This is a genomic window from Moorena sp. SIO4E2 (assembly GCF_010671945.1).
In the GTDB taxonomy this organism is placed as follows: Bacteria; Cyanobacteriota; Cyanobacteriia; order Cyanobacteriales; family Coleofasciculaceae; genus Moorena; species Moorena producens.
The window spans coordinates 1-12069 of record NZ_JAAHIE010000197.1; the positions used below are offsets into that span (position 1 = coordinate 1).

General features: G+C 43.1%; 12 protein-coding genes and 4 pseudogenes. 10 read left to right on the forward strand and 6 right to left on the reverse strand.

Annotation, left to right across the window (positions count from 1 at the left end; all coding sequences use genetic code 11):
- Nucleotides 1–478: 478 nt before the first annotated feature.
- Nucleotides 479–628: a hypothetical protein gene (locus tag F6K37_RS19705; RefSeq protein ID WP_154659853.1), complete on the reverse strand. Its 150-nt coding sequence runs from the start codon at nucleotides 626–628 to the stop codon at nucleotides 479–481.
- Nucleotides 629–1132: 504 nt separating this feature from the next.
- On the opposite strand from F6K37_RS19705, the gene dusB reads away from it, so the two are divergent.
- From dusB to F6K37_RS19720, 3 genes are all read left to right on the forward strand, one after another.
- A complete protein-coding gene (gene dusB, locus F6K37_RS19710; protein ID WP_044493932.1) occupies nucleotides 1133–2179 on the forward strand; it encodes a tRNA dihydrouridine synthase DusB in 1047 nt (348 codons plus the stop codon).
- Nucleotides 2180–2346: 167 nt separating this feature from the next.
- Nucleotides 2347–2526, forward strand: a complete 180-nt coding sequence (gene rpsU, locus F6K37_RS19715) for a 30S ribosomal protein S21 (protein ID WP_008186741.1) — start codon at nucleotides 2347–2349, stop codon at nucleotides 2524–2526.
- 31 nt (nucleotides 2527–2557) lie between these two features.
- Nucleotides 2558–2779 carry a hypothetical protein gene (locus F6K37_RS19720; protein ID WP_287251667.1) on the forward strand — a complete coding sequence of 74 codons (222 nt, stop codon included), beginning with the start codon at nucleotides 2558–2560 and terminating at the stop codon, nucleotides 2777–2779.
- Here the strand turns inward: F6K37_RS19720 and F6K37_RS44710 are convergent.
- Nucleotides 2776–3927, reverse strand: a pseudogene (locus F6K37_RS44710) (helix-hairpin-helix domain-containing protein); the annotation flags it as partial. The gene F6K37_RS19720 and the pseudogene F6K37_RS44710 overlap by 4 nt on opposite strands.
- Nucleotides 3928–3987: 60 nt before the next feature.
- Nucleotides 3988–6051, reverse strand: a pseudogene (gene ligA, locus F6K37_RS19735) (NAD-dependent DNA ligase LigA); the annotation flags it as partial.
- Nucleotides 6052–6246: 195 nt separating this feature from the next.
- On the opposite strand from ligA, the gene F6K37_RS19740 reads away from it, so the two are divergent.
- A complete protein-coding gene (locus F6K37_RS19740; RefSeq protein ID WP_287251668.1) occupies nucleotides 6247–6693 on the forward strand; it encodes a tellurite resistance TerB family protein in 447 nt (148 codons plus the stop codon).
- Between the two features lie 202 nt (nucleotides 6694–6895).
- Here the strand turns inward: F6K37_RS19740 and F6K37_RS19745 are convergent, their stop codons facing one another.
- Nucleotides 6896–7039, reverse strand: a complete 144-nt coding sequence (locus F6K37_RS19745) for a hypothetical protein (RefSeq protein WP_287251669.1) — start codon at nucleotides 7037–7039, stop codon at nucleotides 6896–6898.
- Between the two features lie 214 nt (nucleotides 7040–7253).
- Complete coding sequence (locus F6K37_RS19750) at nucleotides 7254–8324, reverse strand: hypothetical protein (protein WP_008178089.1); 1071 nt, start codon at nucleotides 8322–8324, stop codon at nucleotides 7254–7256.
- A 311-nt stretch (nucleotides 8325–8635) separates the two neighbouring features.
- On the opposite strand from F6K37_RS19750, the pseudogene F6K37_RS45575 reads away from it, so the two are divergent.
- Both F6K37_RS45575 and F6K37_RS19760 read left to right on the forward strand, forming a co-directional pair.
- Nucleotides 8636–8883: pseudogene (locus F6K37_RS45575) on the forward strand (UPF0175 family protein).
- The gene (locus tag F6K37_RS19760) at nucleotides 8876–9070 is read left to right on the forward strand and encodes a PIN domain-containing protein (protein WP_008178093.1); all 195 of its coding nucleotides are present in this window, start codon (nucleotides 8876–8878) and stop codon (nucleotides 9068–9070) included. The pseudogene F6K37_RS45575 and the gene F6K37_RS19760 overlap by 8 nt, the downstream one beginning before the upstream one ends.
- Before the next feature lie 13 nt (nucleotides 9071–9083).
- On the opposite strand, the gene F6K37_RS19765 is transcribed toward F6K37_RS19760, so the two are convergent.
- Complete coding sequence (locus F6K37_RS19765; RefSeq protein ID WP_287251670.1) at nucleotides 9084–10202, reverse strand: type III secretion system chaperone family protein; 1119 nt, start codon at nucleotides 10200–10202, stop codon at nucleotides 9084–9086.
- Nucleotides 10203–10300: 98 nt separating this feature from the next.
- Between F6K37_RS19765 and F6K37_RS19770 the strand changes: the two genes are divergently transcribed.
- The 4 genes and pseudogenes from F6K37_RS19770 to F6K37_RS19785 form a co-directional block, all read left to right on the forward strand.
- Nucleotides 10301–10648, forward strand: a complete 348-nt coding sequence (locus F6K37_RS19770) for a XisI protein (protein ID WP_008178098.1) — start codon at nucleotides 10301–10303, stop codon at nucleotides 10646–10648.
- A 363-nt stretch (nucleotides 10649–11011) separates the two neighbouring features.
- Nucleotides 11012–11290 carry a hypothetical protein gene (locus F6K37_RS19775; RefSeq protein WP_008178102.1) on the forward strand — a complete coding sequence of 93 codons (279 nt, stop codon included), beginning with the start codon at nucleotides 11012–11014 and terminating at the stop codon, nucleotides 11288–11290.
- Nucleotides 11287–11736 carry a type II toxin-antitoxin system VapC family toxin gene (locus F6K37_RS19780; protein ID WP_008178103.1) on the forward strand — a complete coding sequence of 150 codons (450 nt, stop codon included), beginning with the start codon at nucleotides 11287–11289 and terminating at the stop codon, nucleotides 11734–11736. Before F6K37_RS19775 ends, F6K37_RS19780 begins: the two co-directional genes overlap by 4 nt.
- A 64-nt stretch (nucleotides 11737–11800) precedes the next feature.
- Nucleotides 11801–12031: pseudogene (locus F6K37_RS19785) on the forward strand (XisI protein); the annotation flags it as partial.
- Between the last annotated feature and the right edge of the window lie 38 nt (nucleotides 12032–12069).

Genomic DNA, 12069 nt, shown 5'->3' on the forward strand with positions numbered 1-12069 from the left:
ACAGGAGTTTGTTGTACCTAAGTCAATTCCAACAACTTTTGCCATAAGAGTGTTCCGGGTGCCTATAACTACAAATACTGGTAGGGTAGGAGAGGATTAGAGAATTATCCGTGCCTTTTGGTTCAAGCAATAACCGTTGCGAGTTTTTATACCATCGGTTGGATTACCATTATTTATACTGAACTTGATTTGCCAGTCTAATGAAGGGTGGTTTCCCGAACCTAAGATGGGACGGTTCTTGATTGAATAACCGATTATCTACTGATTGTCTCGGTCAGGGGGCAGCAGGAAAGAAAAAAGTTATGGGTAATCAGCGCCATTCTCGATTAGGTGTGAGAGTCGGAAGATAGGGAATATCACCGAAGTTGGGGAAGAATCCACCAAGAGTTCTGATTTCCGTCACGTTTGAATTAGGACTGCTATGGTCAAAACCCATGTATGTTTTTTTCCTGACCCCTTTTTGTTGCCTTGCCTGTGTCTAATTTACGAAAATTAACGGCTGTTGGGATTGGTGTGAACCGTAACAAATCAGTTGTGTTTGCCGTCTTGAGAGTAGTAGAGGAAACTGAAACTGAAACGGGATAGGGAGTCGGGAGTCGGGAGTCGGGAGTCGGGAATCGGAACCCACCCCTAACCCCTCCCAGGAGGGGAACGGGAGTCGGGAATCGGGAGTCGGGAGTCGGAAGCTGTGGGGAGATCGGGAGTGATAATTAAGAACTGCTATAAGTACTGCTATAAGTATGATCAGCTAAGTATGATCAGCGCTATATCTGTGTTCTGTCATTCTCGGAGATTGCGATCGCGCTTTCAGGTTACAGTCACAGAGTTGTTGAGATTTAGCTCTATTTTCTGATTCTTATTAGAAAATAGAGAAGCGATCGCCGTTTGTACAAAAGTTACAGAACTTAGGAATCACAAAAGTTTTCCCAGACTGATGAAAGAGAAATATAGCAATCTTCATAGCAATGAGGTACGAATTTTAGCTATTCCCTGTTCCCCATTCCCTGTTTACTATTAAATAATTATCGCTGCTCCGAAGTCCCTGCTCCCTGCTCCATAAAACAAAAAAAATGTACCTCACCTAATTAAAAAATGCTATTAGGTGATCACGACGGAAACAACACCATTCCCAATGCCATTTCTATCTCCACAATTACAGCAACGGTTAGCATCACCCCTTAAAATTGGCTCGGTTGAGGTCAACAGCAGGGTTTTACAGTCACCCCTGTCTGGAGTAACCGACTTGGTGTTTCGTCGCCTAGTGCGTCGCTACGCCACTGAGTCGATGATGTATACCGAAATGGTTCATGCTAGCCAGTTAAAGTATCTCCGAGAATTGCCCAAGGTTATGGAGGTAGACCCATTAGAAAAACCGATCAGTATCCAATTATTCGACTGTCGCCCGGAATTTCTGGCTCAAGCGGCACAAAGGGCAGTGGCAGAAGGGGCAGATACTGTGGATATCAATATGGGTTGCCCTGTTAATAAAATTACTAAAAATGGTGGCGGGTCTGCTTTACTGCGAGATCCAGAAACGGCGGAAGCAATTGTACGGTCAGTAGTCAAGGCGGTGGAGGTACCTGTAACGGTCAAAACCCGTATTGGCTGGACTAATCAGGAGATCAATGCGGTAGAATTTGCCCAACGTATGGAAGATGCCGGGGCTCAGATGTTGACCCTCCATGGCCGTACTCGTGACCAGGGGTATAATGGCTCGGCTCGCTGGGAATGGATTAAGCGGGTAAAAGATGTGCTGTCTATCCCAGTGATTGCTAATGGGGATATTTTGTCCGTCGATGCAGCAGTGCGCTGCTTGGAAGAAACCGGTGCTGATGGGGTAATGTGTTCTCGGGGAACCCTGGGCTATCCCTTTCTAGTCGGAGAAATAGACTATTTCCTGAAAACCGGACAACTGTTACCCCCAACCACACCAGTACAACTGCTTGAATGTGCTAAAGAGCATTTACAAGGTCTATGGCACTATAAGGGGGAGCGTGGTATTTATCAATCCCGGAAACACATGGCTTGGTACGCCAAAGGGTTTCCCGGAGCAGGGGAATTGCGTAAGAAACTCAGTAGAATAGAGACGGTTGACCAAGGAGTTGAGTTGATTGAAAATGCGATCGCTAAACTTCAGCCGTCAGCCGTCAGCCGTCAGCCGTCAGCCGTCAGCCGTTAGCCGTTAGCCGTCAGCTTATTTTATTCAAAACTCAAGTAGGGTGGCACAGGCTTCTAGGGTGGCACAGGCTTCTGTCACGTCTTGTTATCAGCAACCTTGCTAGATAGTATAATTGTATGATACTATAAGCAGAATTTTTTGTTGAAATTTAGGAGGATTAATTTAGTATGACCCAAGTGGTTGTCGGTGAAAATGAAGGCATTGAGTCAGCCCTGCGTAGATTTAAGCGACAAGTATCTAAAGCTGGAATTTTTGCTGATATGAAGCGTCTACGTCATTTTGAGACTCCCATTGAAAAGAAAAAGCGCAAAGCGATCGCTCGCAGACGCAAGCGTCGGTACCGCTAAACCTTCAAGTCACTGTTACCACTCCCCGGTCATGAGACGCGGGGTTTTTTGGTTGGCTTACTTCTTATCATCTTACCGGTTTAACCAACCACAGTATAAGGAATCGGGAATCGAGAATCGAGAATCGGGAATCGGGAATCGGGAATCGGGAATCGGGAATCAGGAATCGGGAATCGGGAATCAGGAATCGGGAATCGGGAATCGGGAATCGGAAATCGGGAAAATAGATTTGGTCTGGGATACTTTCAGTTAAAGCAACTCCAACAACTGGGATTCAGTTAATTGGGTAATTCCTAATTCTTGAGCCTTTTTTAACTTAGAACCAGCATCTTCCCCAAGCACCAAATAATCAGTTTTGGCACTAACGGCAGTAGTAACCTTACCACCAGCGTTTTGAATCAAGTCTTTCGCTTCACTACGCTTAAGGGTAGGCAAAGTGCCAGTAATCACAAAGGTTTTTCCGGTTAAGGGTTGGGTTTGGTCTAGCGCTATATTTTAAGGGTATCCTTATAACTGTAAACCCGCTTCTCGCAATCTATCAATCAAGGTCTGGTTGCTGGAAATCTGAAACCAATCCCAGACAGACTGAGCAATTTCTGATCCAATGCCGTAGATTCCCTCAATATCGGGGATTGTTGCTTGAGCCAACTGCTCAATGTTAGGGAATTTCTTGGCAAGGGTTTTAGCCCTGACACTGCCCACATGACGAATCCCTAAGCCATAAAGGACTCGTGACCAAGGTTGGGTTTTGGATATTGCGATCGCATTTAGCAACTTTTGGGCTAACTTATGCCCAATACCATTCAATGACACCAGCTGCTCTAGGGTTAAATTATAAAGGTCAGCAACAGATGTCACCAAGCCTTGGTCTACCAATTGTTCTACAATCTTTTTCCGCAAACCTTTAATATCAAGAGCATAACGACTTGCCCAGTGGGTGAAAGTTCTCTTTTCAATCGACTGTAAACCTGCCTCTCGCAATCGATCAATCAAGGTCTGGTTGCTGGAAATCTGAAACCAATCCCGGACAGACTTAGCAATTTTTGGTCCAATGCCGTAGATTCCCTCAATATCGGAGATGGTTGCTTGAGCCAACTGCTCAATGTTACGGAATTTCTGGGCAAGGGTTTTAGCCTTGTCACTACCGACATGACGAATCCTTAACCCATACAGGACTCGTGACCAAGGTTGGGTTTTGGATTTTGCGATCGCATTTAGCAACTTCTCGGCTAACTTATACCCAATACCCTTCAATGACACCAGCTGCTTTAGGGTTAAATCATAAAGGTCAGCAACGGATGTGACTAAGCCTTGGTCTACCAATTGTTCTACAATCTTTTCCCCCAAACCTTTAATATCAAGAGCATCACGACTTACCCAGTGGGTGAGAGCCCGTTGTACTGTTGTCCCTGCCAATTGCACTGTGGGAGCTTCTTCAGTAGCAGGAAACTTCTGGGATTTTTCTAATAGCTGGGATTCAGTTAATTGGGTAATTCCTAATTTTTGAGCCTTTTCTAACTTAGAACCGGCATCTTCCCCAACCACCAAATAATCAGTTTTGGCACTAACGGCACTAGTAACCTTACCACCAGCGTTTTGAATCAAGTCTTTCGCGTCACTACGCTTAAGGGTAGGCAAGGTGCCAGTAATCACAAAGATTTTTCCAGTTAAGGGTAGAGATTTATCTAGCGCTATAGTTTTAGTAGAGGCTTCTAACTGTAAACCCGCTTCTCGCAATCGAGCAATCAAGGTCTGGTTGCTGGAAATCTGAAACCAACCCCAGACAGACTGAGCAATTTCTGGTCCAATGCCATAGATTCCCTCAATATCAGTGACGGTTGCTTGAGCCAACTGCTCAATGGTAGGAAAAGTCTGGACAAGGGTTTGAGCATTGACACTACCCACATGACGAATCCCTAACCCATAAAGGACTCGTGACCAAGGTTGAGTTTTGGATTTTGCGATCGCATTTAGCAACTTCTCGGCTAACTTATGCCCCATACGCTCCAATGACACCAACTGGTCTAGGGTTAAATCATAAAGGTCAGCAACAGATGTCACTAAGCCTTGGTCTACCAATTGTTCTACAATTTTTTCCCCCAAACCATTAATATCAAGAGCATTACGACTTGCCCAGTGGGTGAGAGTGCCCTTAACAATCGCAGGACAAGATGAATTAATACAGCGAGTCACTGCTTCACCCTTAGCACGGATCAAGGGTTGACTACAAACAGGGCAATGGGTAGGCATCTCGAAGGGTTTAGCATGATCAGGACGTAACTCTGGTAAGACACGTACCACCTCCGGGATAATCTCCCCCGCTTTCCGTACAATCACCGTATCCCCAACTCGCAAATCTAATTGGGCAACATAATCACCATTGTGTAGGGCAGCCCGTTGTACTGTTGTGCCTGCCAATTGCACTGGTTGTAAAATAGCCAAGGGTGTCACTGCACCCGTCCGTCCCACATTAACTGTAATTGCTTCCACACGACTGGGAGCTTCTTCAGCCGGATATTTCAGAGCAATCGCCCAACGAGGAAACTTCTGGGTAAACCCCAATTGTTGTTGTATCCCGAAAGCATTGATTTTTACCACTACCCCATCGGTCAGGTAGGGTAAATCTTGCCGTCTCGCATCCCAGTAATTGTAATAATCCTGAACATCCTGTAAGGAAGCACAACATTGGCGATGGGGATTCACCGGAAAACCCAGCTTTTGCAGCAATTCTAGAGCATCCCATTGGCAATTGGGCATTGGGATGGTGTACTCCTCACTACTATCCTGATTCGGAATATGTAAGGTATAAGCAAAGAAAGCCAATTGCCGTTTAGCAACAATTCGAGGTTCTAATTGGCGCAAGGTACCAGCAGCGGCATTACGAGGATTAGCAAATAATGGTTCACCTGCTTGTGCTCGTTCCTGATTAATCCTCTCAAATACATCCAGAGGTAAGAATGCCTCACCACGCACTTCTACTAAAGCTGGCAGTTGGTCTAGATTAAGTTGGTCTAGATTGAGCCGCAAAGGAATAGAGCGAATAGTGCGGACATTCTGAGTAATATCTTCTCCTGTGGACCCATCACCCCTGGTCACTCCCCTGACCAAAATCCCATTTTCATAGGTCAGTGCTAATGCTGAACCGTCAATTTTGAGTTCACAAACGTATTCAGTATTAAATCCTGAGTCTTGGGAAATATCACCAGAAATATGACGCTGCCATCGTTCTTGCCATTGGCTAAATTCCTCAAGGTTAAAGGCATTATCCAGACTATAGAGTGGGATATTGTGGCGCACGGAAACAAAACCAGTAGCTGGTTTTTCTCCTACCCGCTGGGTTGGACTATCAGAGGTTACTAACTCAGGATACTCTGTTTCCAGCTCTTGCAGTTCCCGGTAGAGTTGATCGTAGATGGCATCTGCCATGATGGGATTGTCCAGGACGTAGTAGGCATAACTAGCGTTTTGCAACAGTCGCCGCAGTTCCTGAATTCGCTGGTTTACGTCGGGGGTTACTGGTGCCACAGGGGTGATTATCCTTGATGGAGATTGACTCTAGTTTATCGGTCAGATTAACCAGATTAACTATAGCCCTGCTTGAGGTGAAAGAGAAAACTTTGGCAAAGTCTAGTCACAAGTTCAGTATTTCTACTAATTCCGTTTGCGGTCACCAATGTCATCTTGGTATTAACTAAGGTACTTTTCCAAGAGACAACAACAATGGGTCTGTTTGACAAAATTTCAATTAGTCGTCAACACAGCCAAATAACACTCGGACCAGCTGAAGCCTTTGCTGCGATCGCATTAATTGCTGGTGCTGCTGACGGATACGCGACTAATTCTGAGGTCCAAGCTATTATTACTGCCTTATCTCGCATGCAGCTGTTCAGGAGCTACTCAGCTGATGTAATGGCAAGAATGTTTGAACGACTTTTGATGCTCCTCCAGCGGCAAGGTTCTGAGCCTCTTCTTAGTGCAGCCCTAAAATCACTCCCCTATGAGCTACAAGGAACAGCCTTTGCGCTCGCCACTGATATTATTTTAGCAGATGGAGAAATTACCGATGATGAAGAAGAGTTTTTGAACGAGCTTTATCATGCTTTAGAGATATCAGAAGAAACCGCTGTAAAAATTATAGACGTAATGTTAATTAAAAATCAAGGGTAATAGGCTTTTTCGTTTAATTAACAATTACTAACTTAATTAAGTTTGACAAAACTGGCTAAATCTATTTAGTTGAGGGTTCACTGTTGAAAGTGAACCCTCAACTGTTAATTGTGATCTGATCTAAATTGTGATCATCTGGCACTTTATAGAATTACTAACAGATTCACTTTCTAGTATCCCAACTGTACTTCACAAGAACCAGTCAACGCACTGTATTTGGTTCCCTAGGATTGCCACAGCGATTGATGTCACGAGTACAGGGCACACCAATATCAGCCGGATCTAGTACACAAGGGCCAATGGGTTGTGCGATCGCAGGGGGTGCGCTACTTATAGCAGAAGTCATTTGTCAGAAGTCATTTGTCAGAAGTCAAACTCTTGCGCTTACAAAGGGTGTGAGACTTTTGTCATGTCCTAACTGCCCTGGCGACTGCTATAAAAACAGTTGTGCCGCTACCAACAAAGCGCACAGGACTTTCAACGCTTGGTCGAATTTGAAGTCCATGCCGTTTTTGAGAACCTTTAAGATTTTCATAACCTAACTTATCTCTAATGTTGAGTTAAAAACATCCTTCTACCCATGCCACTTCCGGTAGTTTACCAGCGCGGAAAGTAGTTACCTTACCCTCTGGATTGGTTTCAAAAATCAATCGATAATTTTTATCTGAACTATCCGTTGGTACGAAGGTTGCATATTTACCACCCGGTACATATTGATGGGGTTCAAGTTCTATTTTGTTACCATATACAGACATGACTTTCTCTAATTTATCCCCCACTTTGATACCGCTAATGGTGCTAATCTGGGGAGAACGTGTGTCTACCCTGGCAATTTTTCCTTCTATTGCCATAAACCACAGATTTTCTATGCCTTCTGGCTGAGATATTAAGCAACCATAGTCTCTTCGACTACTAGCGTCTTCTGGCAGTAGTTTAACTTGGCCAGCCTGGGATGCTTCTTCCAGCGTCATGCCCACGGTGATGGGGCCAATGCCATTAATTGCTATTTTAGATTTAGTAGAAAGTCTTTCTCCCTTGCTCCCAGTCTTCAAACAGAGGTTTTCACCACTTAAGTCCCCAAAACAATTGCCGTCTTTGTTGAGGATAACTACCGATTTGATAGTTGAGAACTGTTTGAGGGTAGATTCAATAGCACTGGTAGCTCTGGCATCATAGCCTACCCCAGGGGAAGGAATGGCACGGCAAAACTTGAGGGTGGCGGTTTCTGCTGCAATAGAGAGGGTAAAATCTTTGCCACAGTTGGATTGACCCTTAAGTTGTAGTGCTTCGGTGAAACCAATTTTAGTTTCTGCTTTGGTCGGACCAATAATCAACTGTTCAATGGCAAAAGTAGCCACTGCACGACTAGTGGTGCTTCTGACTACAGGTTCCACATACCTAAAATCCTGATTACTTTGAGGTTGCTTGGGAAAAAAAACCTTAACGTTTTTTTGCTTAGGAGTAGTTTGAGTTTGGGTAGGAGTTGGGGATATTTCTACTTCTGTTATAGGAGATGGAGAGGAAGTGGATGTATCTGGTGGCGGTGTCTGTTGTTCATTACAAGCATTGAGACTCAAGTATGCCAAGAGTATGCTACTCAAGAGTATAGTTTTAGATTTGTGTAGATCCATTGCGCACCTCACAGTTATCCTTGTTAAAGTTAATATAGCGTTTTTTATCCTAATGAGGTGCAAATAATTTTTACCTTCTTACCTGTTCCCTGTTCCCTAAAATCCATGAATTGTGTACCTCATAGCACTGACATGCTCCCTACGGACTATATAGCAATTCTATATCCCATAAGGTACCTATTATCCCCCTAAATCCCCCTTAATAAGGGGGACTTTGAAGTTGATAAGCGTACCTCATAACTGCAAGAAACGCTATACCTTACTTATTAAATAAATGCTATAGTTATAGCAAAGTAGCTTTCCCCTTGATTATGTATCAAGTTACCCTATCTGTTCCAGAAGAAACCGCACAGGCTTTAAACCTAACACCAAACTAGGACAAGAATTATGTTTAAGTGCTGCGATGAAACTTTATGAATTAGGTAAACTTTCCTCTGGTGCTGCTGCTCAACTAGCTGGTATTGAGCGAGTAGTTTTTTTATCTAAGTTGAGTGACTATGGTATCAACACTTTCAGATTAACAGAAGCGGAATTAACAGAGGATTTAGCGAATGCCTAATGTGATTGCTGATACCTCACCAATTCAATATCTCTATCAAACAAATTTACTGGATTTACTACCACAACTTTATGGATCGGTTATTGTACCTCAAGCTGTGGCGAATGAATTAGCTGCTCTAGTATTTCGTCTTGATTACTCCACACGAATGGCTGTTTTGAAACTTGCTGGTGAATTATCTTGGTAAGCCTATTTCTGTCTTAACCCTCAATCCGCAAAATCGCTTCTTTCACTTCCACCTCTGATTCAATTACTGCCATAATTCCTGGTAAATATTCATCCATTGTCATGACGTTAGCGTAAACGATTGGTTTAATTAAAGCAAAACTAAGATTGTCCTCTTTTACATCAATGCTGGTTTTGTAGCGGATTTCTCCATCGTCGAAATCGAATTCAAAATTACCCATAATCATGCCATAGTTGGCGCGAGTGATAAATTCTGTGATGGCTAAGCGCTTGTTTTCTGGAGTCTTAACGGGACAAATTGAATAAAAAACGAATTGTCTGTGTTCTTCTCTGGCTTGGGCGTAGCAAGTCCATTGTCCGTTTTCACCCCGAAATAAAAGACGCAAGGCTGATGTTTCTGGTATCTTGACAAATTGCCATTGATCTGATTCAAAAAAGTTAACTATTGCCGTAAATATTGATTGGTTTGTGGTGGTATCTTCTTCCGTTTCAGAGAATGTTTCATCAACTAATTCGTTGAAAACGCTGCTAATTCCCTCAAGAAATTCAGAGGTAGCGTTTTGGGTAGCTTCAGCTAAATTTGCTTGGGTCCATTCTTGGAAAAAGTTAACAATTCCTGCGGAAAGTTCTTCGCTGGTGGCTTCTGGGTCGTTAATGGTGGAAGGATTAAGGTAGTTCCAGAAGGTGTTATAACCCACTTCACCGTTTGGTTGTTGTTGTTTGACGGATAAGCATAGCCAGCTTTCGGTGTTGAGTAGTTTGTTTGTTAAGGGGTTTTCGGGTTGTTGACAAAGCTGAAGCAGGTAGTTAGCAGCTTCTTCTGCGGTGGAAGCCTTTTCTAATAGCTGTGGCAGTAAATCCGGTTGGAGAGTGGTTTCAATTTGGATATCACCACTGGGGAGAAAGTTACCACCACTCATGGGTGCCCGTACTTCTGGTTTGAGGTTGAATAGTTTTTCGGTGTCGATGCGGTGGTAAAGTTCGGGGGTTACCTGGAAGGTAAGACGACATTCGATGATTTGGTGGTTTTGTTTGGTGAGGGATAGGGAAGTTGTGGTAATGGTTAAGGGATTGGAGGAGTCATTTAAGGTTAACTCTTTGTCTAAAGGGAAGTTTTCAGTATAATCATTCATTTTTTTGATAAATTAAAGTAAAGCCAGTTGTCGTTAATCGCAGTCCTGGTTTTAGTTCCAGTACTTTTTTTCGGTGTAAATTTTGAGGAAATTATCGAATGGAAACCACCAATCAACGTTTAGAACAATGGCGTGAAACCCTAGAAAATATTTTAAAGTATTACGCCAATCTTCCTGACCGCTATGGTGATGTGACAACCTCTGTAATTATCAGTGGCGAACGCAATCATTTTCTGCTAGTCCATGAAGGCTGGGAAAATCATCGCCGTGTATATGGTACGATTGTTCATGGTGAAATCCGCGATGGTAAAATCTGGATTCACTACGACGGTATTGAAGATGGTATCACGGATGAATTGGTTGCTTCAGGAGTACCGAAGGATAGGATTGTTCTTGCTTTTCATCCCCCCGAGATTCGTGAACATAGTGGGTATGCGATCGCATAGCATTGGCTTTGGTGGGTTACGCTGTCGAAGGGCGCACCCTACAATATCATGGGATTAGCCCAAAGGGCTACGCTTCGCGATACTCCAAAAGAGCCGCTAAAAGCGATTGGCCGTAGGCCACGCTACGCGAAGGCACTCAGCCACTCCTTTTTTTTTTGATGAGGATACGCTCTAAAATAAAAAAAATATAAGCCAAAATCTTTGCTAAATAAGGCTTTGAGAGATTTATACCCAAGAGTGAATTTGTTCTCCATGTCAAAAAGCAAGCACAGTAAGCTTTGATGTATTGATAGTACACGTGTATGGGTGACTTCAGTTATAATGGTATTGCCTGGAAAATAATTTCATTATTTATAAAAAAAAATGACTATAAAGCTTCAATTTAAACCAGAAGTAGAGGCTCGTATAATTGCTAAAGCTGCTGCCAAAGGTGTATCAGTACAAACCTATCTTGAATCTGTGATTGAAGATAGTTTGATGAACCAAGAACAAACATGTTTCTATGAAACAGTAACCGATAAAGAATGGAACTCGGAATTAATGGATTTAATCAATAGTCCAGCTTTTACTGTAGCACCGCCACTTGCCGATACAGCAGTTGTCCGAGAAAGTATATACACAAGAGAAGAAGAAATGTTATGAGCTATTTGGTGGATACAAATGTTTTGCTGCGTTTGGTGCAGAAGAATAGCCCGATGCATCCCGATGCTCGAAAAGCGATTTTTATGCTTAGAAGACAAGGTGTGTCTTTATGTATTATTCCACAGAATCTTATCGAGTTTTGGGCTGTTGCCACACGACCAATTAGCAATAATGGTTTAGGTTTATCTATTGATGAAGCTTCACAAGCAACAGATAAAATCAAGAGAATATTTTTAGTATATCCTGATACTCCTGGGATTTTGGCTGAGTGGGAAAGTATTGTTATTAAACATCAGGTTAAGGGAAAACAAGTACATGATGCTCGTTTAGTTGCTGCGATGGTAACTCATAAAATTACACATTTACTTACATTTAACATTGATGACTTCAAACGTTTTACTGAGATTATAAGTGTTAATCCCCAAAGTGTTGCTTCACAGGCTTAGATATATTCGGTGATGTGACAATTCATATGATTATCAGTGGCGATTGACCTATGGTCACGCGGGGCGCGTTCGCAACCATTTTCTGCTGGTCCATGAAGGCTGGGAAAATCATCGCCGTGTATATGGTACGATTGTTCATGGTGAAATCCGCGATGGTAAAATTTGGATTCACTACGACGGTATGGAAGATGGGATCACGGATGAATTGGTTGCTTCAGGAGTACCGAAGGATAGGATTGTTCTTGCTTTTCATCCCCCCGAGATTCGTGAACATACTGGGTATGCGATCGCATAGTGTTTGCTGATAAGTTCTATGACAGTCAATTTACCTCT